The sequence below is a fragment of the Microbispora sp. CA-135349 genome, assembly GCF_050947365.1.
In the GTDB taxonomy this organism is placed as follows: Bacteria; Actinomycetota; Actinomycetes; order Streptosporangiales; family Streptosporangiaceae; genus Microbispora.
In genome coordinates, this window is the sequence record NZ_CP192001.1 from 4,682,407 (window position 1) to 4,703,628 (window position 21,222).

Sequence of the window (21,222 nt, forward strand, 5' to 3'; positions counted from 1 at the left end):
TCGGCGGTGCCACCCGGTGAGTGCCACCCGGTGAGTGCCGCACTCACCGTGCCTCAGCGGGACTCGTGCAGCCGCGCCAGGTCGCTCTCCATCTTGGCGATGACCCGCTGGTACCCCTCCCAGCCGTACAACCGGAACAACTCGGATTTCATGCGGAGCGTCTCCTCCTGCACCGCCTCTGGACCCTGGCGGCGTATGGCGTCGAGCGCGAGGCGCGCCAGCCGCTCTCGGTCGGGACTTCCGGCGAGATCCTCGCGTCTCATCTCAGGAGTAGGCATGGGGCTCTGCCCTCCGGGTCTGGACGAACGGTGCCTACACCTGACGCGCCTCGGCGGCGCTAGGTTGACCGCCGCGGCAAAACTTTCGGAGCGATCACGTACCGGCGAGTAGGTGTCACCGGTCCTCCCGATGTCTTGTCAGGGCGCCTCGCCGCCGGGGACGTCGACCGCGATCTCGCCGCCCAGCCGGCGTCCCCCGCTGAGAACGAGGTTGTCGCCGCTCCAGAACCTCCCGGGGTCGTACCAGTTCGGGCGGCGCCCTGCGGGCAGCAGACCCATCGCCTCGTAGGTCACGGCGACGACCTCCGCGCAGTAGGCCGTCTCCAGCGCACGGTCCAGTGCACGGTCCTGCGCACCGTCCCGCTCGCCATCCCGCCCGCGGGACCGCTCACCGGTCCGCTCGCCGTCCCACGCTCCGCGCCGGAGCGAGGGCAGCCGCCCGCGCACCCAGCGCCCGGCCAGGCGGGCCGTGGACGGGAACGGCGTGCCGTCCAGCCGCGCGATCGTCCGCAGGACGGCGTCCTCCATCTCCCTGCCGGCGGACGGCTCCAACTGCCGCAGCCAGGCACGCTGGCCGTACCTGGCCGCCCAGACGCAGACCGCGTCGCGCATGTCGTGCAGCTGGACGCCGCGCTGGTGGGTGCCCGACCACATGTCGGGCAGCGACCGGCCGAGTTCGGCGTGCCACATGAGCGGCGGCAGGTCTTCGATGACGACGGCCATGCCGACGTGGTTGACCGGGCTGTTGGTGGTGACCTGGATGGCGCGGTCCGGGACACTGCGTCCGCGGAACACCCAGACGTCGCCGGTACGGGCCAGTTCGAGTGCCTTGTCGAGGCTTATCCGCGTATGAGCCACGGCAGTAGCCTAGGCACATGCGCTGGTGGAAGATACTCGGTCTGGCGGCCTTCGCAGGTGTCGCGGCGACCGGTGTGGTGCTCGCACGGGCAGAGCGCCGGCGGCGTGCGTACACGCCGGAGGAGATCCGGGAGCGCCTGCGCGCCCGGCACGCCGAGGCCGTGGCCGCGGCGGAGGTTCCCCGCGGCGGCTCCTCCGCTCAGCCGCCGCGGTAGACGTCGAGGCCGAGCTTGACCGCGACCGCGAGACCGCAGAGGGCCGCGGCGAGGCGCAGCGTCTCGCCCGGGAGGCGGCGCGCGACCGCCGGGCCGAGCCAGCCGCCCACGAGGAACCCCACGGCCAGTGGAGCCACCGCCGCCCAGTCGACCGGACCGAACAGGGCGAACCACACGGCCGCGACGGCGTTGGCGAACGCTCCCACGACGTTCTTGACCGCGTTGACGCCGGCCGCCGGGCGGTCCAGCGCGGCGGCGAGCACGGCGAACATCATGATGCCGCCGGCGGCGCCGAAGTAGCCGGTGTAGACGGCGACGCAGAAGACGCCCACGCGCAGGGCCAGGCCGTTCTCACCGCCGAGACGCACCCGTCCCGGGCGGGGCGGGCGCAGCAACAGCAGCAGCGAGGCGCCCGCGATCAGCCACGGGGCGACCGCCTCGAACGTCCGCGACGGCGTGACCAGCAGCAGCGCCGCGCCCGTCGCCCCGCCCAGCGCGGTGGCGAGGCCGAGGCGGCCGATGAGACGTCCCTGACCCGCGAGTTCGGGCCGGGAGCCGGCCGCCGCTCCCACACCGGTGAACAGCAGCGCGACCGTGTTGGTGACGTTCGCGGTCAGCGGCGGCAGGCCGAAGGCCAGCAGCGCGGGGTACGACACGATCGAGGCCAGGCTCACCACTGTGCTGGCCACTCCCGCGACCAAGCCGACCGCGGCCAGTCCCAGCACGTCCAAAAGCACAAAGGCACCCAACCACACAGGTTTCAGGACGCCCGGCACCGGCCCTCCCGTACGGGCGCGCGAGGCCGGGCGCCGCGGCACTCGCTGGATCTGAGCTGAGGCCGTGCCCGATCCCGTTTCGAGCGGCAGTATCGCGTCGCGATCGGGCGTGCCCGGCTCGGTCTGGTACACCGCCGGCCGGTGCCCTTCGCCGCACGCGACGGTCAGGACGAAGGGAAACGCAGCACCCAGCGACGCTGCCAGGGCGTCTCCACGGCTCGCGGGTGATATTCGGCCCGGGTCCAGGCGACGGCCCGGTCTGCGGGCAGGCCCGACAGGATGGCCAGGCAGGCGATCACCGTGCCGGTACGCCCGACTCCTCCGCCGCAGGCGACCTCCACCCGGCGGCCGGCGCGCGCGTGCGCGTGCAGCGCCCGGATGCGGCCGATCGCGTGCTCCCGGTCGCGGGGCAGGAGGAAGTCGGGCCAGTCGATCCACTCGTGCGGCCAGGTGAGGCCGTAGTCATGCTTGTGCCTGAGCCGTCGGCTGCCCAGGTAGAGGCCGTGGTCGGGCGGAACGCCCGGCGGCGTGGGACGTCTGAGGCCGCGGCCCCGCACCGCGGTGCCGTCGGGAAGCCGGATGGCACCAGGAAGATCGTCGATGGGCATGCCTCATCCTGCCCGCCGCCGCGCCGCCCTCGCAGCGAATTTCCGGACTCATCCGGACGTGAGGTCGAACTCGTCCCGCAGGATGGAGAACAGGAGCTGGTCGTGCCAGCGCCCGCCGCGCCACTGGGCGCGCCGGACCACGCCTTCGAGCCGGAACCCGATCTTCTCCAGGCACCGTATCTCGGCCGTGTTCTCCGGGTCGGTGGTCGCCTGGACGCGTTCCACCCGGGTGTGGGTGAACAGGTAGCGGACGAGTTCCCGCTGGGCCCGGGTCCCGATCCCCCTGCCTCGCCAGTCCGGCAGCAGGCCGACGGCGATCTCCCAGCACAGCGACGTGTCACGGCGGCCCCAGCGCCGCTCCAGCCACTCGACCCGCCCGGTGAGCTCGCCGTCCACCGTGACGGCGAGCATGTTGTCGGCTCCGGCCAGGAGACCGCGGGTGCGCAGGGCCTCCCGCAGCGCGACGGTCGGGGTGAATCCGAACCACTGGTACGAAGTGGCTCCGCTCTCGCTCTGGAAGGCCGCGTCGAAGGCGACCAGGTCGGCTTCGGTGACGGGTCGAAGTGCCAGGTGATCGGGCATTCCTGTCGTTCCTCACGATCGGTCCAGTGCGGGCGGCCGGGCGCCCGGCCCCGCCGGGCGGCGTTCGCCTCGTCCGTTCAGGAGCGGTGGGCGTCCGTACAGAACGGCGGGCGCGTACCCGATCATCGCATGCCGCACGCCGGTGATCGGATCGGCGTCACCCCTGCGATCGGACGCGGAGAGCGCTCTCCGCCCCATGCTATAAATGGCTGCATGAGCAGCGACCTTCCGCCGCTATCGGGAGCTCCCACACTGGAGGACGTGGCCCGCGTGGCGGGGGTGTCCCGGGCGACCGTCTCGCGCGTGATCAACGGCATTCGCAACGTCGCGCCGGAGATCCAGGAGTCCGTGCACCGGGCCATCGCGACGACCGGCTACGTGCCGAACCGGGCCGCCCGGTCCCTCGTCACCCGCCGTACGGGAGCGGTCGCGCTGGTCGTCTCCGGCGCGGGTGACGCGAGAGGCGGCGAGTCGTTCGAGTCCCGGGTCTTCGCCGACGCGTTCTTCGGCCGGGTGGCCAGCGGCGTGGTGAGCTACCTGCGGCCGCGGGGCATCCACCCGGTGCTGATGCTGGCGGACTCGGCGCAGACCCGCGACGACGTCGTGTCCTTCCTCCGGCAGGGCAGCGCCGACGGCGCCCTGGTCGTCTCGACCCACGGCGAGGACCCGCTGCCGAAGCTGCTGGTGGACGCCGGGCTGCCCGCCGTGCTGTGGGCGCGGCCCGCCCGGCCGATCCCGATCAGCTACGTCGACCTCGCCCACCGGGCGGGCGCGGCGCTGGCGGCCGACCACCTGGTGGCGCGCGGCTGCCGCCGGGTGGCCACGATCAGCGGGCCTTTCGACGTGCCCGCGGCCCAGGACCGGTTGTCGGGGTTTCAGGAGGCCATGGCCGGCCACGGCCACCCGTACGTGCCGGCCGTGGAGGGCGACTTCATGCCGGCGAGCGGAGAGGCCGGGATGCACCGGCTCATCAAGGAGCACCCGGACATCGACGGCATCTTCGTCGCCAACGACCTCATGGCGCAGGGCGCGCTCCTCGCGCTGCGCGACCTCGGGCGCCGGGTGCCCGAGGACGTCGCGGTGGTCGGCTTCGACGACAGCGCGGCGGCCGCCTGCCGGCCGCCGCTGACGACCGTGCGCCAGCCGATGGAGGACATGGCCGCCGAGATGGCCCGCCTGCTGCTGGCGCACGTCGCCGACCCGGGCTTCCGGGTCACCTCGGTCATCGTCCAGCCGACGCTGGTGGTCCGCGAGTCCGCCTGACGGACCACCGGCGCCGCTCGCCTCACGCCGCTCAGGCCACCCGCAGCCGCTTGCTCGCGCCGATGATCTCGGCGTAGCGGCGCCCGCTCGACTTGACCGTCCGCGCCTGGGTCTCGTAGTCGACGTGCACCAGGCCGAACCGCTTGTCATAGCCGTAGGCCCACTCGAAGTTGTCCAGCAGCGACCACGCGAAGTAGCCCGCCACCGGCGCCCCCTGCTCGATCGCCCGCCCGCAGGCCGCGATGTGGTCCTCCAGGTACGCCACGCGATCGGGGTCGTCGACGGCGCCGTCCGGGCCGACGGCGTCGGGCCAGGCCGACCCGCTCTCGGTCACGTACAGGCGCTGCGCGCCGTACTCCCGGGTGACGCGCAGCAGCAGGCGCTCCAGGCCGCCCGCGTCGACCTCCCAGCCCATGGCCGTGGTCGTCGCCCCCGGCACCTCCACCTGGCGCGCGTACGGCGCGGGCCCCCCGGGGTCGGCCGCGACCACCTGCCGGAAGTAGTAGTTGATCCCGAGGTAGTCGAGCGGCGTGGCGATCGTCTCCAGATCGCCGGGCCGGATCGGCAGGTCGACGCCGTACACGGCGATCATGTCCTCGGGATAGCCCCGGCCGGTGACCGGGTCGAGCCACCACCGGTTGACGTGACCGTCGAGGCGGCGCGCGGCGGCGTGGTCCTCCTCGCTGTCGGTCGCCGGGTCGCACGGGCTGAGGTTGTTGACGATCCCGATCGACGGCGTCAGCCGCGCCGCCGCCCGTACGGCCTGCGTGGCCAGGCCGTGGGCGAGGTGGAGGTGGTAGGACGTGCGGACGGCGGCCTCCAGGTCCCTCACCCCGGGCGCCATGGAGCCCTCCAGGTGCCCGAGCCAGGAGCTGCACAGCGGCTCGTTGAGCGTCGTCCAGTCGGTGACGCGGTCGCCGAGCCGTTCGGCCACGACGGCGGCGTACTCGGCGAAGCGCTGGGCGGTGTCGCGCTCGGGCCAGCCGCCGCGGTCCTGCAGCGTCTGCGGCAGGTCCCAGTGGTAGAGGGTCACGAACGGACGGATGCCGGCGTCGAGCAGGGCGTCCACGAGACGGTCGTAGAAGGCCAGCCCGCGCGGGTTGACCGGGCCCGTGCCGTCGGGCACCACGCGCGGCCAGGCCACCGAGAAGCGGTAGGCGTCCACGCCGAGGCGTTCGAGCAGGCCGACGTCCTCGCGCCACCGGTGGTAGTGGTCGCAGGCCACCTCCCCGGTGTCGCCGCCGTCGATCGCCCCGGGCACCTGGCAGAAGGTGTCCCAGATCGAGGGCAGCCTGCCGTCCTCGAGGGCCGCGCCCTCGATCTGGTAGGCCGAGGTGGCGACGCCCCAGACGAAGTCATCGAAAGCGGTTACATCGGGGACGTGGCCGCGCTGCGGCTCCATGCGTTGGTTCTCCTTGGTTCGAGGGTGATGGGTTACGGGCGGGTCACTTGACGGCGCCCGCGGTGAGGCCCTGCACGAGGTAGCGCTGCAGCAGCAGGAACCCCGCCACCACGGGGACGCTGACGACCAGGGAGGCCGCCATGATCTGGTTCCAGTAGACGTCGTTCTCCGTGGCGTACCCCTGCAGGCCGACGGCGAGCGTACGGCTCGACTCATCGGTCATGACCGAGGCGAACAGCACCTCCCCCCACGCGGTCATGAACGCGTAGATCACGACGGCCACGATACCGGGGGTGGCGGCGGGCAGAACGACCCGCAGCAGTGCGCCGATCGGGCCGCTGCCGTCCACCTGGGCGGCCTCGTCCAGGGCCGTCGGGATCGAGTCGAAGTATCCGGCCAGCATCCAGATCGAGAACGGCAGCGAGAAGGTCAGATAGGTGATGATCAGGCCGGTGCGGCTCGCGTACAGCTCGACCCCGAGCGCGGTCCCGAGGTTCACGTAGGTCATGAACAGCGGAAGCAGGAACAGGATGCCGGGGAACATCTGCGTCGACAGCACGGTGACCGAGAAGATCCGGCGGCCGGGGAAGCGGAAGCGGCTGATCGCGTACGCCGCGAAGATCGCGATGAGGACCGACACCAGCGCCGCCACCGACGCCACGATCAGGCTGTTGGCGAAGTAACGTGCCAGCGGGACCGTCCGCCACATGTCGGCGAACGGCCGCAGCGTGATCGTCGTGGGGATCCAGTGGAAGTCCCCCTGCACGTCCCGCAACGGCTTGATCGCCGAGGTCAGCATCACGTACAGCGGGGTCAGGGTGAACAGGCCGAGCAGGCCGAGGCCGATCCACCGCGCCCACGGCAGCCAGCGGGGCTCACGCATCGCTCCTCCTCCGGGACGTCGCGACCAGGTACACGGCGGTCACCAGCAGCAGGAACAGCAGGAGCAGCACCGACATGGCCGAGCCCGAGCCGAAGTTCCAGGTGACGAACGAGCTCTGGTAGATGTGGATCGAGATCAGGTCCGCCTCGTGCGGGGCCGACTTGCCGAACAGCACGTACGGCGTGTTGAAGTCGTTGAACGTCCACAGGAACAGCACGAGCACGAGCACCTGGTTGATCGGGCGCAGCATGGGCAGCGTCACCGCGCGCAGCCGCCGGCCCCAGCCCGCGCCGTCGATAGCGGCCGCCTCGTACAGGTCGGCGGGAATGTTCTGCAGCCCGGCCATCAGCACGAGGAAGGCGAACGGCCACGACCGCCACACGCAGACCACGATGAGGGACCAGAAGCTGTTGGACCCGATCAGCCAGAACGGCCGCTCCCCGAACAGGTGCAGCTGGTCCACCAGCACGTGGTTGACCAGACCCGAGTCGCGCTGGAGCAGGAAGCTCCAGGTGATCACCCCGGCGTAGACCGGCAGGGCGTACGGCACGAGGAACAGCGCGCGCAGCACGGCCCGGCCCCGGAACGAGCCCTGCATGAGCACCGCGCCGCAGATGCCGAGCAGCCACGACAGTCCGACGGTGAGCGCGGTGAATCCTACGGTGACGAGGAACGAGTGCAGCAGCGAGCGGCCGACCGCGCCGTCGACGTCGACGGCGACGCTGTAGTTGCCGAGGCCCGCGAACGGCGCGGCCGACCAGTCGCGCAGGAAGAACTGGGTGAGCTTGAGGAAGCTCATCGCGATGCCGATCAGCATCGGCACCAGGTGGACGAGCAGTTCGAGCAGCACGGCCGGAAGGATCAGCAGGTAGGGCAGGGCGACGCGGCGCAGCCGCGCGGGGACGCGGTCGGCGATCCCCCGCCGCCGGTCGCCCGGAGGCGGAGGGCCACCAGGAGACGCGGGTCTCCGTCCCGCGCCGGACCGGGACGTGGTGGACACGACCATCAATTTCCTCTCGATGTCGGGCACGAGCCCGCCGAGGCGGGCGCGCCCTGGCGGGCGGGGGCCTTGCGGGCAGAGCGATTCCGGGGGCTTTCGCGAGCCGGGGCCTTCGCGAGCCGGAGCTTTCGCCCGCCGGGGGCTTTCGCGGGTCCGGGCTCTCATGAGCCGGGAGCTTGGAAGGGCGGTGGTTCTCGCTGTCAGGGGAGCTTGGCAGCCGCGGGCTCTCGCGGGCAGCGGCGTCCGGGCGCGTGGGGGCGCCGGGCGGGTCCTCCGCCCGGCGCCGGGACGAGCGGGGCTTCAGCCGCCCATCTGCTGGTTGGCCTCGGTCAGCTTGGCCTTGACGGCCTCCTCGGTGACCGGCTTGCCGCTCGCGGCGTCCGCGAACAACTGGTTCATCGCGTTGCCCACGAGCGTCTCGAACTGGCTCTCCTGCGCCACCTGCGGCAGCGGCGCGGCCGTGGTGGACAGGATCTGCTGGAACGTCTTGATCGTCTCGCTCTCGAACGCCGGGTCGTCGTAGGCGTCCGTGACGGTCGGCAGTGAGCCGTACGCCTTGTTGAGGTTCTGCTGGGTCTGCTTGGATGTCATGAACTGGGCGAACTTCAGCGCCCCGTCCTTGTTGGCGGCCGTCTTGAACACGGCGAGGTTGATGCCGGCGACCATCGCGTTGACCTGCTTGCCGCCCTGCGACGGGTCGGGCAGCGGGATCGGCGCGAGTCCGTAGTCGTCCTCGCTCCATCCGGCCTGCTTGAGCTGCGTGGCGATCGACTGCCACATGAGCATGCCGGCCTTGCCCGAGACGAAGTCCTGCACCGCCTCGGTGCCGTTGGCGTACTCGGCGTTGCTCGGGTTGACGATCTTGTGGACGGCCAGCAGGTCGAGGTACTGCTTGATGGCCGCGACCTCCTGGTCGGAGTCGAAGTGCGGCTTGCCGGAGGCGTCGAACAGATCGGCGCCATGCTGCTGACCGAAGATGAAGGCGTGGTGGGCGTTCTCGCTGACGCTCGCGCCCTCCACGGCGAGCCCCCACGTGCCGTCCTTGGTGAGCTTCTTGCCGTCCGCGACGAGCTCGTCCCAGGTGGCCGGCGGCTTGTCGATACCGGCTTCCTTGAACATCTTCTTGTTGTAGAAGAGGCCGTACGTCATGCCGTAGATCGGCACGGCGGTGGGCGGCTGGCCGGGGGCGCCGGTCGCCGCGAGGCTGGGGCCGAGGAAGCGCTCCTTGCCGCCCAGCGTCTTGAGCAGCGCGTCGTCCCACGGCACGAACGCCCCGGTCGCCTGCAGCGAGGCCGACCAGGTGTTGCCGATGTTGACGACGTCCGGGCCCTTGCCCGACGTGGTGGCGGCGAGGATCCGGTTGAGCAGGTCGGCCCAGGGGACGACCTCCAGGTTCACCTTGATCCCGGTCTCCTTGGTGAACCTGTCCAGCTCGGGCCCGAGCACCTCCTTGTCGTTCTCCAGGCTGGTGCCCTGGTTCGACGCCCAGTAGGTGATCGTCTGGGCCGCGCTCCCACCGGCCGATCCGGCCGTGGACGAGGAGTCGTCGGCGCCGCAGGCCGTCGCGGCGAGCACGAGGGCTCCGGCGACGGCGAAGAGATATGGCTTGCGTCTGCGCACGTGTGGTGTCCTCACTCTTGCGGGTGCGACCGCCCGCCCGTCGAGGGCGGCGGCCTGGGGGGTGAACGGTCCGTGCGCCGCGACAGCGCGGCTGTGCGGCTGTGCGGCAGCACGGGCGGCGGCGCGATCCTGCGACAGCGCCGTCTTCCGACAGCGCGGCACGGACGCCGCCGGACTGTGCGGGCGTCACCGCACGTGGCCGGCAGCGTCACGGAAGCAGGGCTCTCCTCACTGCCACAGATGGGAGAGCGCTCTCCAACGAGAGAGTGGCGCGGAAGGCGAAGAGTGTCAAGGGGCGACCCTCCCTCTCGCTCTCCAGGCTTGCGCGCGCGGCCGTCACCACGCCGAGAACAACCGGGTGAGCTGGGGGTTTCGGCGAAGTCGCGGATCCGCCTTGACAGCCGCTCCGACGAAGTCCAGGCTTCGGGAAAGCGCTCTCCAGAATCCCGGTCCCCGATTGTGAGGTAGTGACCCCCAGCCGAACGCCGGGCAGGTCCCGGTCTCCCACCGCCCGGACCCGCATGGCCCGGCCGTGCGTCCGTTCGAGCTTCACGGGTAGCTCGCCGCTCCAGGGACGATTTCGACCCAAGGAGGCTTCAGTGAGCGACTTCCATAGCGAGACGCGAACATACGTGGGAGGAAGCGAGCTGCCGCAGGACTCCGGCCGGCAGCAGGCCGTACAGCAGGAAACCGGGCAACAGGGCACCGCACAGCAGGTCCGGCAGGCGGCCCAGCAGACGGCCCACGAGGCCAGGACGGCAGCCGGCGAGGTGGCCGTGACCGCCAAGGACCAGGCGCGTGCGGTGGCCGACGAGGCCAGGGAGCAGACCCGGCACGTCCTCCACCAGCTGCGCAGGCACACCGACGAGCAGGCGCGGCACCAGAGCAGACGCGCGGCCGACGCGATCCGGCAGTGGACCGGCGAACTCGAGGCGATCGGCGACAACGCCACGCCCGACTCCCCCATGCGTGGTGTGGTGCAGCAGGTCGCGGAGCAGGGTCACCGCGCCGCCGACTACCTGGAGACCAAGGGCCTGCACGGCGCGGTGCGCGACGTGCAGGACTTCGCCCGCCGCCGTCCGGGGCTGTTCCTCGCCGGGGCCGCGGTGGCGGGCTTCCTCGTGGGACGGGCCGTCAAGGCCGTCGCCTCGGCCGAGGACCCGCACACGAACGGCACGGCGGACGGCGACGCGAGGCGGTTCGGCTCCGGCGCCGCATACGGCTCCGCATATGGCTCCGCCTCCGGTGACGGGAGCGGCACCGCATACGGTTCCGGATCGCCCGCACCCGCCTCGTACGGCAGCCGCCCGCCGGCGTACGGCACGGGAACCGGTGTGACCCCTTCGCCGTCGTACGGCAACGGGTATCGGGCCGATGACGGAACGCGAAACGGCACCGGGACCGGCTACCCGAGCGGCGCGCGCCACCCGTCGGAGGAGATCCGGGACGGCCGCACCGACAGCCATCCCGACGGCCACGCGGACGGGTACACCGACGGCTACCGCGGCACGCCGGGCAACGGAGGTGGGCCGCGATGAGCTACCCCAGCCCACCGGCCGAGCCCTCACTGGGCAAGCTGGTCGGCGAGATCGGCGAGGACCTGTCCACGCTGTTCCGCCAGGAGGTGGAGCTCGCCAAGGCCGAGATCCGGCAGGAGGCCGCCAAGGCCGGCAAGGCGGCGGGCATGCTCGGCGGCGCCGGCTTCGCCGGTTACATGGTGGCGCTCCTCGTCACGTTGGCCGTCGTGTTCGGGCTCGGCAACGTCATGGACCTGGCCTGGGCCGCGCTCATCGTCGCGGCCGTGTGGGCGGTGATCGGCGGAGTGCTGTTCGCCCGGGGCAAGGAGCGCATGCGCGAGGTGAACCCCACGCCCGAGCAGACCATCGAGACGCTGAAGGAGGACGTGCGATGGGCGCGAGCCCAGAGGAGATAAGGGCCGAGATCGAGGTCACGCGGGCGGAGCTCGCCGCCGACGTTGACCGGCTCGCCGACCGGACGAGCCCGGCGCGCATCGTGCGGCGCCGTACGGACAGGATGCGCCAGACGGCGCAGTCGGTGAGGGAGAAGGTGATGGGAGTGCCCGCACACGCCACCCAGACGGTTCGCGACCAGGCCGGTGAGGCCGCGGGAACGATGCGCGAGGCCGCGGCGCACGCCGGCGAGGCGGTCCACGACGCGGCGGCGCACGCCGGCGAGGCCGTCCGCGGCACCGCGGCCGAGGCGGGCGAGATGGTCCGGCACGGCGCCCAGCAGGCCGCCCAGACCGTACGCGACACGCCTCGGCAGGCCATGCGAAGCACCCAGGGCAACCCGCTCGCCGCGGGGCTGATCGCCTTCGGCGCGGGGCTGCTGGCCGCGAGCCTGCTGCCGAAGACCTCCGCCGAGGAACGCGCGGCCGTGCAGGTGAAGGACCGGGCCGGAGAGATGGTCGAGCCGGTCAAGCAGGCCGTTCAGGAGACCGCGCAGCGTGTGGGCGAGGACGCCAGAGAGGCTGTCCAGCAGGTGCGCGACACCGCCGCGGAGGCGACCAGGGCCACCGGCGAGGAGGCACGCGACCAGGCGCGGCAGATGACCGGGCAGACGCGTGACCAGGCGCGGCAGATGACCGGGCAGGCCCGCTCGTAGCGCGAGGTCCGTGGGAACGTTCCGAGGGCCGGGCCCGGCAGGAAGGGCCCGGCTCTCGGCCGCTCCAGCGGACCGTCCGCCGGGTGCCGCCGGCTCGGTGCGGTATCTATGCGCGCGACCAGTGCCGTAGCCGCGACGCAGCAGCCGTTGACAGGCCGTCCGCTGTCGGATGAGAACTGCGAATGACATCCCTTCGGCGATCAGGCTGGGCGGCACGACGAGGAAGGCAGCGGGCCGGCACAGCTGATCGTCGCTCGTGATGCCACGTCGATCGGAGGGCGGCGTGCACAAGTGGGTCCCGTCGTGTCCGGGCCGAAGCCCTCCATCGGCACCGGCGGCACGCCTCCCCCACCGGACGGGGGGTTAGGCTCAAGGCGGAGGACGGAGCGAGGGGAACGGCGATGGCGCGAGGGACCAGGACGTGAGGGCCGCCCGGCTCCACAAGGTGGGCGACATCCGGCTGTCCGAGGAGCCGCCCCCCGTCCCCGGGCCCGGCGAGAGCCTGGTGCGCGTCACCGCCGTCGGCCTGTGCGGCTCCGACCTGCACTGGTACTCCGAGGGCGGCATCGGCGACGCGGTGCTGGACGATCCGCTCGTCGTGGGACATGAGATCGCCGGAGTGATCGAGGGCGGTCCCCGGCACGGCACGCGGGTCGCGGTCGACCCCGCCATCCCATGCGGCCGGTGCGGAGTGTGCGCGACGGGATACGGCAACCTGTGCCCGGACGTCCGCTTCGCGGGGCACGGCACGCTCGACGGCGGTCTGCGCGAGTGTCTGGCCTGGCCGGACGACCTGCTGCATCCGCTACCCGACGCGCTGTCCGACAGCGACGGGGCCATGCTCGAACCGCTCGGTGTGGCGATCCACACCGTGGACCTGGGGCATCTGGGGCTCGGGGCGCCCGTCGCCGTCGTCGGCTGCGGGCCGATCGGGCTGCTGGTGGTTCAGCTCGCCCGGCTCGCCGGCGCCTCGACGGTGATCGCCGTCGATCCCCTGCCGCACCGCCGCGCCGCCGCACTGCGGTCCGGCGCCGACCATGTCCTGTCTCCCGAGGAGGCGGAACCGGCCGTGTGGACGGGCATCGACGGGCTCGACGGCCTCGGCGTACGGGTGGCCTTCGAGGTGTCCGGTGCCGACGACGCGGTGCGCGTGGCGATGACCGCGGTCAGGCCCGGCGGCCGGGTCGTGCTGGCCGGCATCCCCGACGAGGACCGCACGTCGTTCCCCGCGTCGCCGGCCCGGCGCAAGGGCCTCACGCTCGCGCTGGTCCGGCGGATGAACCTCACCTATCCACGGGCGATCCGCCTCGTCGAGAACGGATCGGTGGACGTGTCGTCGCTGGTCACCGAGCGCTTCCCGCTCGCGGCCACGGCGGACGCCTTCGCCGCCGCCGTCTCCCGGCGCGGGCTCAAGGTCGTTGTGGAACCCCAGAGCTGATGGCCCGATGCGTCACCAGACGGCATACACGGGCGAGTTGACCGCCATGCCGACCCAGGAGCGACGACACGGGTCAGGTTTCTCGCGAAATCCCGGTGCGGCAGACCCGGTGCGGCGGGCGCGGAACCGGGTATGTTCTGAGCATCGCGCAAGCGAACACAGGCTTCACCGGGGCAGTCGCCCCCGAGGGCGCGGTCTTCTGGGCCGCGCCCTCTTTATTTCCCCCGATGTCCCGCACACCCCCCGAGGTTGCGTCAGCATGCATGCGATTCCCGCCGGTCGTGATCCCCGGTCTTCGATCGGCGGGTGCTGTCACAGGCGGCGGTGGACTGGCAGCGCCACACGCTGGAGCGCCTGCTCGGTGACGATCCCGCCCTGGGCACCCCGACGGCCGCCGCAAGCTGCGCCACGTCATCCACGCAGGGAACACTCCACGATGATCGTCGCGGAGCTGGAAAGCCGGGACGGGCTTCCGCTCGTGCGGTCGTCGCGGACCGGCAGCGACGTGGCTCGTCGGTCTTCCGCCCGCTCGCGCCGGCGTCGAGGGCGGAGACCGCGCTCCGCATGGTGGACGACGACCTCGGCCCCGGCCTGTGCGATCTCATCGACTGAAGAACTGGTCGTACCCGAGCTTGGCGACCAGGGCGGCCACCACGCACAGCAGGACGACGCGGACGAACCCCGCGCCGCGGTTGAGCGCCATCCGCGCGCCGACCTGCGCCCCGGCGATGTTGCAGACCGCCATGGCCAGGCCGAGCGCCCACACCACGTGGCCCTGCACGGCGAAGACGACGAGGGCGCCGAGGTTGGTGCCGGTGTTGACGACCTTCGCCGTGGCGGAGGCGTGCACGAAGTCCATCCCGAGGATCGAGGTGAACGCGATCAGCAGGAACGTGCCGGTGCCCGGCCCGACGATGCCGTCGTAGTAGGCGATGCCGGCACCCGCCACCGCGACCCCCGTCACCGCCCGCGCCCGCGTACGCAGGTGGGGGTGGGGCAGGCGGCCGAACCCCGGCCGCAGGGTCACGAACGCCCCTACCCCCAGCAGCACGACCATCACCAGCGGCTTCAGCACATCCCCGTCGAGCAGGGCCGCCGAGGCGGCGCCGAGCCCGGCGAAGGCCACGGCCAGCGCCGCGGCCGGCACGGCCACCGCCCGGTCGAGCTTCGTCCTCCTCGCGTAGGTGACGGCGGCCGACCCCGTGCCGAAGATGGCGGCGGACTTGTTCGTCGCCAGCGCCTGGACCGGCGTGAGACCGGCCAGGAGCAGCACCGGAAGCTGCAGCAGCCCTCCCCCGCCCACAACGGCGTCCACCCATCCGGCGGCCACGGCGGCGAGGAGCAGGAGCACGACCTGTCCGGCACCCATACGGCTCCGTCCCCCTTTGCACCGGTTTGACCATGGCCCGACGAGCGAGCCTAGCGCGCGGCGGGGAACCCGGCGTTGGCCAGGATCTCCTCGAGGGACAACGTCGTGCTCTCGGCCGCGGTCAGGCCGGAGGCGGCGAGGTGCGCGTCGACGATCCGCAGCCCGACCGGGTAGCCCGCGTGGTCGGGCAGGCCGACCGGCTGCTGCCCCATCGACTCCGCCGTGGCGTCCCCGTGCACGTACGCGGCGAAGTTGTGCATGCCGGTCAGGTTCAAGGCTCCGGTGATCGTGGCATACGCGGCGTCGAACGCGGAGCCGTTCAGGGATGTGCTCCACGGCCCGAGCCCCTCCGGCCCGTACAACTCGCGGGCGAACGCCTCGGCGAGCCCTTCGGAGACGACCTGCTCCCCGAGGGTGACGGTGGCGGGGTCCCAGACGACGTTCGAGTACCTGATGTTGTGGTTGAGCTCGTGGACGGCGCAGTGCCCGAGGCGGCCGAGGTTGTCCTCCGTCGGCCAGACGAGCAGGTAGACCAGGCCCTTGCCGCTCATGCCGAGGTAGCCGTGGTTGCGCCGCACCAGGTGCTCCGCGTCGGGGTCGCCGAGCACGATGTAGACCTGCAGCGTCTCGGGATGCCGGATGCCGGGCACGGCCTCGCGCTGGTGCTTCCAGGCGGCGGTGAGCGCGTCGCCGATTTGCTCCCACACCCCCGCGTCGCGCATCCGTCGCAACGCGGCCAGGTAGCGCTCGTCGTCCCGGTCGACCCGGAAACCGAAGCCCTTGTGGTGCATGCCGACGACGTCGGCGACGGGCATCCAGGGCACGGCGTCCCACATCGGGCGGAGCATGCGGGTGAGCGCGGTGGGCCGTTCCGCGAGGGGGGCGGCCAGCAGATCGGCCATCGCAGTGGCCGTGTCGTGAACGATGATCTCCATACCGCCGACGCTAGAAGCTCACGCAACGTGAGGCTCAAGCGACTTTTCCCCCGTGCGGGGTCCGCCTTCGTGGGGAGCGTGATGCTGGTCCCGGCCGGCGTCCTCGGCACGGGACCGGGCGTCGCGGTCGCCCTCGGCCGGCGGGGGGTCCCGCCCTCGTACGGCACGTCCGCGCCGAGGGGCCGCCGACGCGGAAGGGGGTGGCGGCGACGACACTGTGACCAGACGGACGAACGATGAGGAGCGGATGTGACGTCCTGGAGCGACCACGCGATCTGGTGGCATGTCTACCCGCTGGGTTTCACCGGCGCCCCGCCGACGGCGGCGTCCGGGGAAGCGCCCGGCCGGCACCGGCTGCGGCGCCTGGAGAGCTGGCTCGACTACGCCGTCGAACTCGGCTGTTCGGGTCTCCAGCTCGGCCCGATCTTCGCGTCCGAGACGCACGGGTACGACACGGTGGACCATTTCCGCGTCGATCCCCGGCTCGGGGACGACGACGACTTCGACCACCTGGTGGCGCAGGCGCGGCGGCGCGGGCTGCGGGTGCTGCTCGACGGGGTGTTCAACCATGTGGGCAGGGGGTTTCCGGTCTTCGCGCGGGCGCTTGCGGAAGGGCCGCACTCCCCCGCCGCCCGCTGGTTCCGTCCCGGTGACGGCGCCGGCGGCTTCGCCGTGTTCGAGGGCCACGACCACCTGGTCGCGCTGAACCACGCGGAGCCCGCCGTCCTCGACCACGTCGTACGGGTGATGGGCCACTGGCTCGGCCGCGGCGCGTCCGGCTGGCGCCTCGACGCGGCGTACGCGGTGCCACGGACCTTCTGGCGGGAGGCCGTCACCCGGGTGCGGCGGGAGCATCCGGACGCCTGGTTCGTGGGCGAGGTGATCCACGGCGACTACGCGGCGTACGTGACCGAGGGCGGGCTCGACTCGGTGACGCAGTACGAGCTGTGGAAAGCCGTCTGGAGCTCGCTCAACGACGGCAACTTCTTCGAACTCGCCTGGACGCTCGACCGGCACAACCGGCTGCTGGAGGTGTTCGCGCCGATGACGTTCGTCGGCAACCACGACGTGACGCGCCTGGCCAGCAGGCTCACCGATCCACGGCACCTGGGGCACGCGCTGGCCGTCCTGATGACGGTGGGCGGGGTGCCGAGCCTCTACTACGGCGACGAGCAGGCGTTCCTCGGGGTCAAGGAGGAACGCGCCGGGGGCGACGACGCGATCCGGCCCGCCTTCCCCGACGGGCCGGACGACCTGGCGCCGCACGGCATGCCCGTCTACCGGCTCCACCAGCGGCTGGCCGGGCTGCGCCGCCGGCACCCCTGGCTGGTCCGGGCACGTACGGAGGCCCAGCACGTCGCCAACAGGGCCCTCGCGCTGCGCAGCCAGGCGGGGACGGAAGAAGTCGTCACACTGCTCAACATCGGCGACGACGCCTACCGCTTCCCCGTGGACGTCTCCCGTCTGACCGTCGCGGACAGCTGTGCCGGGGCCGGCGGCCCGGACGAGGATCCCGCTCTCGTGCCCGCGCACGGGTGGCGGGTGCTCGTCCACAGGCCGTGACCGGACGGCACGGCGTGCGCCGCGAGTGCGGGACCGTCGGGCCGTGAACCGCGTCCTCGCCCCGCTGCTCGACAGGGTCACCTACCGCAGGTGGGCCTGCCTGATCGTCGGCGGGGCGCTGCTCATGCCCTCCATGATGGCCGGAGAGGTCGCGGCGGCGCTGCTTCGCCGGGCCTTCTGGGTCAGGTGCGACCGAGTCCGGCGTCACGCGCGCGGACGATGGCCTCGGCGCGGTCGGCGACGTGCAGCTTGGCGAAGATGTTCGAGACGTTGTTGCGCACGGTCTTCTGCGACAGGAACAGCGTGCTCGCGATCTGCGCGTTCGACCGTCCCGCGGCGACCAGCGAGAGGATGTCGCGTTCGCGCGGCGTGAGCTGCGGGAACGCGGTGAGTTGGGACGCAGGCGACGGGCCGGCGAAGAACTCGGCCACGCGGAGCGCGACCGCAGGGCCGAAGATCGCCTCGCCGTGGGCGACCGCCACGATGGCCCGGGTGATCTCGGCCTGGCTGGCGCCCTTGAGCAGGTAGCCGCGGGCTCCGGCCCGCATGGCCGCGAACAGCGTACTGTCCTCCTCCGACATCGTCAGCACGACGACCCCGATGTGCGGGCTGTCCTCGACGACGCGCCTGGTCGCCTCGATCCCGTCCAGCTCCGGCATCGTGACGTCCATCACCACGATGTCCGGCTGCAGCTCCGCGGCGCGCTCGACCGCTTCCCGGCCGTTCGCGGCCGTGCCGACCACCTCGATGCCGGGGATCGACGCCAGCAGCATGGCGAGCCCTTCGCGGTAGACCGGGTGGTCGTCGGCGAGCAGCACCCGGATCAGATCATCGGACACCCGCCGCCTCCGTCGTCTCCGTCGTTCCGGTCGCCTCCTGAAGAGGCAGCAGCGCGCGGACCAGCGTCCCGCCACCGGGCGGGCAGGCTACCTCGCAGCCGCCGCCGAGCTCGGCCGCGCGCTCCCGCAGCGAGAGCATCCCCACCCCGGCCGTCACATCGGCCCCGATGCCCGAGCCGTCGTCCCGCACCGTCACCTCCAGCGCTCGTTCCCGCACGCCTATTGTGATGGCGCAGCGCGCCGCGCCCGAATGCCGGACCACATTCGCCAGCGCCTCCGACACGATGCGGTACGCCGCCACCTCGACCGCGGCGGGCAGCGAGCCGAGATCTCCCTCGGTGGACACGGCGACCTGGAGCCGGCCCGACCTGACGCGCTCCGCCTGCTGCTCGACGGCGCGGCGCAGGCCGAGCTCGTCGAGCGCCGGCGGGCGTAGGTCGTGCACCAGCCGCCGGACGTCCGCCAGGACGGCGGCGACGTCCGCGGCCGCCTGCTCCAGCATGCGATCGGACTGCTCGGGAGCGCTGCGGGCCAGGTTCCGCGCGGTCTCGATGCGCAGCGCCACGGCGCCGAGGCTCGGCCCGAGCCCGTCGTGCAGGTCGCGCCGAAGCCGCCTGCGTTCCTCTTCCCGCGTGCCGACGAGCTGCACGCGAATGCGCTGCAGGTCGGCGCTGAGCTCGCTCGCCCGGGCCGCCGCCGCGGCCTGCCGTACGAGATCGCCGAGGAGCCGCTGGTCGCGTTCGGTCAGGTCGGCACGGCACAGCATGAGGCGGCCCACCACCTCTCCCCGGTAGGCCACCGGCAACGACAGCGACGGCCCGTGCGGGGAGCCGTGCTCGACCACCGACCGGGCGCCGCCGGCCCGCTCGATCTCCACCCTGACATAGGGGAGCCGGAAGGCGTCGGCCACCGTCCGGGCCAGCGCGAGCAGCTGGTCGTCCGGGTCGGTGGCCAGTTCGAGCCGCTCGGCGAGTGTCGAGACCATGCCGTACGGATCGTCGCGCCCCCCGCGCAGCAGCCGGCGTACCGCCCGCCACAGCCAGCCCCGTAGCGGCGCGTAGACCACCGCGACGATCGCGATCGCAGCCAGTGCCGAGTCACGCTCCCCCAGCGTGCTCCCCGCGACGGTGAAGACGGCGACGTCGATGCCGACCACCGACAGAGCGAGCAGGCCGTACAGGACGGTCGCGGGCAGCAGCCGGTCGATGTCGTACAGCCGGTATTTGGTGACCGCGACCAGCACGGCGGCGGAGGTGAGCGCGACCGCGAAGCAGAAGAGCACCGCCGTGACCTCGACGGGCGCCACGAACTGGAGCAGCAGCACGAACATGCTCACGAGCGCCGACCAGGTCAGCCAGCGGATCTGGGCACGCCGCTCCGCGTCGGCGACGCGGTATCGGCGCAGCATGACCGCGAACGGCACCACCAGGCTCACCGGCTCGGCGGCGTACGCGACGGCCAGCACGGGCGCCCAGACGTCGTACGGCAGGGGGATGCTGACGGGATCCAGCGCGAGACGGGAGATCTCCGCGGGAAGGGTCGTGGCGTTGTACCGCGCCATCACATCCATCGGCACGACCAGCAGCAACGCCGGCAGCAAGGCGGTCAGCACGAGGCTGGCGACGGACAACCACCGCCATGCCCCGGCTGCCGGCAGCCGTCCGTGGGGGAACAGCAGGATCAGCAGCGGCAGCCCCATCAGCAGCGCCGCTCCGAAACGCTCGAACCACCAGTAGACGGCCGAGGCGCCCGGTGCGCCCGGCGACGTGTAGATCGCGTACAGCGACCAGGCGCCGAGGAAGCCGTTAAGTGCCCATTCCAGTCCGGAGACGATCAGCACCCAGGCGACGGGATGCCGCGGCAGCCGGCGCAGCAGCAGGGCGCCGGGCAGGGCCTGCGCCAGGCCGGCCATGGCCGACGGCCAGTTGGCGATGTCGAGGTCGGCACCGGGCGAGGCCGCCACTCCGCTGTTGCGGATGTCCACGACCACCGTGCCGGCCGCGAGCGCGACCGCGACCGCGGCCGCCGCCGGTGCCGTCCACGCGGCCGCCCGGCCCGTCGCCGAACGCTCAACCGCCTCCACGTCCACCACGACAGGCATTGTCCTCTGCTCGCCGCCCCGTTGTCCCGGGACGGGAGTCCCGGGACTCCTGTCCCGGAACGGGTGCCCGGCGGTGGGGGCCGGATCCGGGACCGGCGGCCCTGTGGGGCCGGGGCGGCGGGCGCGGATGGTGGATCCGCACGGCGCACCGGCGCCGCGCACCACGGAAGGAATGACATGGACACGCACGTCACCAGGCAAGCCCCCAAGGCACGCACGGATCTCACCCCGCCCGAGGCTCCCTCCCCCGGCGCCTCCCGCCTCGGCTCCGTCCGCCTGGCGGGTGCCGCGCTCACTATCGGGACGCTGGCCTGGGCCGCCAGCATCTTCGTCTTCGGCACCGACGCACAGGGGATGGGCGGGCGCATCCACGACCTCACCGGCCTGGCCTTTCAGCTCGGCGTGTTCTGCCTGCTGTGGGTGCAGACGCGAACACGGGCGATCGGCGTCTCACGCGGCGGTGTGATCGGGCTTCGGGTCGAGGCGGTGTTGCTCGGGGTGGCGAGCGTCTGGTCGCTGCTGCACGGGGTCCTGCCCGACAACCTGCGGGACCAGGCCTGGCTGGGGTTCGTGGACGTGTTCTGGCCGCTGTCGATGTTCGGCATGTTCGTGATCGGCGTCAAGCTCGCGATCGCCGCGAGGTGGCGGGGAGTGCTGCGCTGGTGGCCGCTTGTCGCCGAAACCTGGGCGGTGGCGACCGTCCCCACCTACCTCGTGTTCGGCGACCCCCTGGCGAACTGGGTCGGCGGCTGCCACCTCGTCGCCGGCTACGCGCTGCTCGGGCTGCTGCTCGCCCGGCGTCCCGAGCTGACGGTCGCGGACGACGAGAACGGCCGCTGACTCGCCCACCCGGTGACAGGAGGTTCT

General features: G+C 72.3%; 22 protein-coding genes. 9 read left to right on the forward strand and 13 right to left on the reverse strand.

Translation table 11 applies throughout. The features are described from left to right. Positions 1–53: 53 nt before the first annotated feature. Together ACQPZZ_RS21775 and ACQPZZ_RS21780 are read right to left on the reverse strand one after the other, a co-directional pair. Positions 54–263 carry a hypothetical protein gene (locus ACQPZZ_RS21775; protein ID WP_363646834.1) on the reverse strand — a complete coding sequence of 70 codons (210 nt, stop codon included), beginning with the start codon at positions 261–263 and terminating at the stop codon, positions 54–56. Positions 264–416: 153 nt separating this feature from the next. Continuing rightward, a complete protein-coding gene (locus tag ACQPZZ_RS21780; protein ID WP_432934480.1) occupies positions 417–1,121 on the reverse strand; it encodes a hypothetical protein in 705 nt (234 codons plus the stop codon). 32 nt (positions 1,122–1,153) lie between these two features. Here ACQPZZ_RS21780 and ACQPZZ_RS21785 point away from each other — a divergent pair, with 32 nt between their 5' ends. After that, positions 1,154–1,351 carry a hypothetical protein gene (locus ACQPZZ_RS21785; RefSeq protein ID WP_363646879.1) on the forward strand — a complete coding sequence of 66 codons (198 nt, stop codon included), beginning with the start codon at positions 1,154–1,156 and terminating at the stop codon, positions 1,349–1,351. Here ACQPZZ_RS21785 and ACQPZZ_RS21790 read toward each other — a convergent pair. The 3 genes from ACQPZZ_RS21790 to ACQPZZ_RS21800 all read right to left on the reverse strand — a co-directional run bounded on the left by ACQPZZ_RS21790 (position 1,336) and on the right by ACQPZZ_RS21800 (position 3,317). Next, on the reverse strand, positions 1,336–2,076 hold the full coding sequence (locus ACQPZZ_RS21790) for a sulfite exporter TauE/SafE family protein (RefSeq protein ID WP_432921125.1): 741 nt from the start codon (positions 2,074–2,076) through the stop codon (positions 1,336–1,338). The genes ACQPZZ_RS21785 and ACQPZZ_RS21790 overlap by 16 nt on opposite strands. A 215-nt stretch (positions 2,077–2,291) precedes the next feature. Next, complete coding sequence (locus tag ACQPZZ_RS21795) at positions 2,292–2,735, reverse strand: protein-tyrosine phosphatase family protein (protein WP_432921128.1); 444 nt, start codon at positions 2,733–2,735, stop codon at positions 2,292–2,294. Positions 2,736–2,783: 48 nt separating this feature from the next. Beyond that, positions 2,784–3,317, reverse strand: coding sequence for a GNAT family N-acetyltransferase (locus tag ACQPZZ_RS21800; protein ID WP_432921131.1), 534 nt, complete (start codon positions 3,315–3,317; stop codon positions 2,784–2,786). A gap of 213 nt (positions 3,318–3,530) precedes the next feature. Between ACQPZZ_RS21800 and ACQPZZ_RS21805 the strand changes: the two genes are divergently transcribed. Beyond that, entirely contained in the window at positions 3,531–4,580 is a 1,050-nt protein-coding gene (locus tag ACQPZZ_RS21805) for a LacI family DNA-binding transcriptional regulator (protein WP_432921134.1), read from the forward strand. Between the two features lie 31 nt (positions 4,581–4,611). Here the strand turns inward: ACQPZZ_RS21805 and ACQPZZ_RS21810 are convergent, their stop codons facing one another. The 4 genes from ACQPZZ_RS21810 to ACQPZZ_RS21825 form a co-directional block, all read right to left on the reverse strand. Further along, entirely contained in the window at positions 4,612–5,982 is a 1,371-nt protein-coding gene (locus tag ACQPZZ_RS21810) for a GH1 family beta-glucosidase (RefSeq protein WP_432921137.1), read from the reverse strand. 43 nt (positions 5,983–6,025) lie between these two features. Then, a complete protein-coding gene (locus tag ACQPZZ_RS21815) occupies positions 6,026–6,865 on the reverse strand; it encodes a carbohydrate ABC transporter permease (RefSeq protein ID WP_432921140.1) in 840 nt (279 codons plus the stop codon). Beyond that, the gene (locus tag ACQPZZ_RS21820) at positions 6,858–7,865 is read right to left on the reverse strand and encodes a carbohydrate ABC transporter permease (protein WP_363646826.1); all 1,008 of its coding nucleotides are present in this window, start codon (positions 7,863–7,865) and stop codon (positions 6,858–6,860) included. Before ACQPZZ_RS21820 ends, ACQPZZ_RS21815 begins: the two co-directional genes overlap by 8 nt. A 300-nt stretch (positions 7,866–8,165) precedes the next feature. Beyond that, positions 8,166–9,485 carry a sugar ABC transporter substrate-binding protein gene (locus ACQPZZ_RS21825; RefSeq protein ID WP_432921144.1) on the reverse strand — a complete coding sequence of 440 codons (1,320 nt, stop codon included), beginning with the start codon at positions 9,483–9,485 and terminating at the stop codon, positions 8,166–8,168. 599 nt (positions 9,486–10,084) lie between these two features. Here ACQPZZ_RS21825 and ACQPZZ_RS21830 point away from each other — a divergent pair. From ACQPZZ_RS21830 to ACQPZZ_RS21850, 5 genes are all read left to right on the forward strand, one after another. Then, entirely contained in the window at positions 10,085–11,023 is a 939-nt protein-coding gene (locus tag ACQPZZ_RS21830) for a hypothetical protein (protein WP_432921147.1), read from the forward strand. Beyond that, positions 11,020–11,418: a phage holin family protein gene (locus ACQPZZ_RS21835; RefSeq protein WP_079319590.1), complete on the forward strand. Its 399-nt coding sequence runs from the start codon at positions 11,020–11,022 to the stop codon at positions 11,416–11,418. The genes ACQPZZ_RS21830 and ACQPZZ_RS21835 overlap by 4 nt, the downstream gene beginning before the upstream one ends. Beyond that, a complete protein-coding gene (locus ACQPZZ_RS21840) occupies positions 11,394–12,110 on the forward strand; it encodes a DUF3618 domain-containing protein (RefSeq protein WP_432921151.1) in 717 nt (238 codons plus the stop codon). Before ACQPZZ_RS21835 ends, ACQPZZ_RS21840 begins: the two co-directional genes overlap by 25 nt. 421 nt (positions 12,111–12,531) lie before the next feature. Beyond that, positions 12,532–13,548 carry a zinc-binding dehydrogenase gene (locus ACQPZZ_RS21845; RefSeq protein ID WP_432921154.1) on the forward strand — a complete coding sequence of 339 codons (1,017 nt, stop codon included), beginning with the start codon at positions 12,532–12,534 and terminating at the stop codon, positions 13,546–13,548. Positions 13,549–13,854: 306 nt separating this feature from the next. Further along, complete coding sequence (locus tag ACQPZZ_RS21850) at positions 13,855–14,160, forward strand: hypothetical protein (RefSeq protein WP_432921157.1); 306 nt, start codon at positions 13,855–13,857, stop codon at positions 14,158–14,160. Here the strand turns inward: ACQPZZ_RS21850 and ACQPZZ_RS21855 are convergent. Continuing rightward, the gene (locus ACQPZZ_RS21855; protein ID WP_432921160.1) at positions 14,150–14,917 is read right to left on the reverse strand and encodes a TSUP family transporter; all 768 of its coding nucleotides are present in this window, start codon (positions 14,915–14,917) and stop codon (positions 14,150–14,152) included. The genes ACQPZZ_RS21850 and ACQPZZ_RS21855 overlap by 11 nt on opposite strands. A gap of 50 nt (positions 14,918–14,967) precedes the next feature. Further along, entirely contained in the window at positions 14,968–15,852 is an 885-nt protein-coding gene (locus tag ACQPZZ_RS21860) for a DUF2268 domain-containing protein (RefSeq protein WP_432921163.1), read from the reverse strand. Between the two features lie 249 nt (positions 15,853–16,101). Between ACQPZZ_RS21860 and ACQPZZ_RS21865 the strand changes: the two genes are divergently transcribed. Continuing rightward, positions 16,102–17,415: an alpha-amylase family protein gene (locus tag ACQPZZ_RS21865; RefSeq protein ID WP_432921166.1), complete on the forward strand. Its 1,314-nt coding sequence runs from the start codon at positions 16,102–16,104 to the stop codon at positions 17,413–17,415. 182 nt (positions 17,416–17,597) lie between these two features. Here ACQPZZ_RS21865 and ACQPZZ_RS21870 read toward each other — a convergent pair whose 3' ends face one another. Both ACQPZZ_RS21870 and ACQPZZ_RS21875 read right to left on the reverse strand, forming a co-directional pair. Further along, complete coding sequence (locus tag ACQPZZ_RS21870; protein ID WP_432921169.1) at positions 17,598–18,254, reverse strand: response regulator; 657 nt, start codon at positions 18,252–18,254, stop codon at positions 17,598–17,600. After that, the gene (locus tag ACQPZZ_RS21875) at positions 18,244–20,355 is read right to left on the reverse strand and encodes a sensor histidine kinase (protein ID WP_432921172.1); all 2,112 of its coding nucleotides are present in this window, start codon (positions 20,353–20,355) and stop codon (positions 18,244–18,246) included. The genes ACQPZZ_RS21870 and ACQPZZ_RS21875 overlap by 11 nt, the downstream gene beginning before the upstream one ends. A 177-nt stretch (positions 20,356–20,532) precedes the next feature. Here ACQPZZ_RS21875 and ACQPZZ_RS21880 point away from each other — a divergent pair, with 177 nt between their 5' ends. Further along, entirely contained in the window at positions 20,533–21,195 is a 663-nt protein-coding gene (locus ACQPZZ_RS21880) for a hypothetical protein (RefSeq protein WP_432921175.1), read from the forward strand. Positions 21,196–21,222 lie beyond the last annotated feature (27 nt).

Excerpts from the sequence above, each read along its gene's own strand:
- ACQPZZ_RS21855 (WP_432921160.1), bottom strand. The coding sequence starts at position 14,917 with ATGGGTGCCGGACAGGTCGTGCTCCTGCTCCTCGCCGCCGTGGCCGCC.
- ACQPZZ_RS21795 (WP_432921128.1), bottom strand. The coding sequence starts at position 2,735 with ATGCCCATCGACGATCTTCCTGGTGCCATCCGGCTTCCCGACGGCACC.
- ACQPZZ_RS21810 (WP_432921137.1), bottom strand. The coding sequence starts at position 5,982 with ATGGAGCCGCAGCGCGGCCACGTCCCCGATGTAACCGCTTTCGATGAC.
- ACQPZZ_RS21805 (WP_432921134.1), top strand. The coding sequence starts at position 3,531 with ATGAGCAGCGACCTTCCGCCGCTATCGGGAGCTCCCACACTGGAGGAC.
- ACQPZZ_RS21815 (WP_432921140.1), bottom strand. The coding sequence starts at position 6,865 with ATGCGTGAGCCCCGCTGGCTGCCGTGGGCGCGGTGGATCGGCCTCGGC.
- ACQPZZ_RS21860 (WP_432921163.1), bottom strand. The coding sequence starts at position 15,852 with ATGGAGATCATCGTTCACGACACGGCCACTGCGATGGCCGATCTGCTG.
- ACQPZZ_RS21875 (WP_432921172.1), bottom strand. The coding sequence starts at position 20,355 with ATGCCTGTCGTGGTGGACGTGGAGGCGGTTGAGCGTTCGGCGACGGGC.
- ACQPZZ_RS21835 (WP_079319590.1), top strand. The coding sequence starts at position 11,020 with ATGAGCTACCCCAGCCCACCGGCCGAGCCCTCACTGGGCAAGCTGGTC.
- ACQPZZ_RS21800 (WP_432921131.1), bottom strand. The coding sequence starts at position 3,317 with ATGCCCGATCACCTGGCACTTCGACCCGTCACCGAAGCCGACCTGGTC.
- ACQPZZ_RS21880 (WP_432921175.1), top strand. The coding sequence starts at position 20,533 with ATGGACACGCACGTCACCAGGCAAGCCCCCAAGGCACGCACGGATCTC.
- ACQPZZ_RS21775 (WP_363646834.1), bottom strand. The coding sequence starts at position 263 with ATGAGACGCGAGGATCTCGCCGGAAGTCCCGACCGAGAGCGGCTGGCG.
- ACQPZZ_RS21840 (WP_432921151.1), top strand. The coding sequence starts at position 11,394 with ATGGGCGCGAGCCCAGAGGAGATAAGGGCCGAGATCGAGGTCACGCGG.
- ACQPZZ_RS21785 (WP_363646879.1), top strand. The coding sequence starts at position 1,154 with ATGCGCTGGTGGAAGATACTCGGTCTGGCGGCCTTCGCAGGTGTCGCG.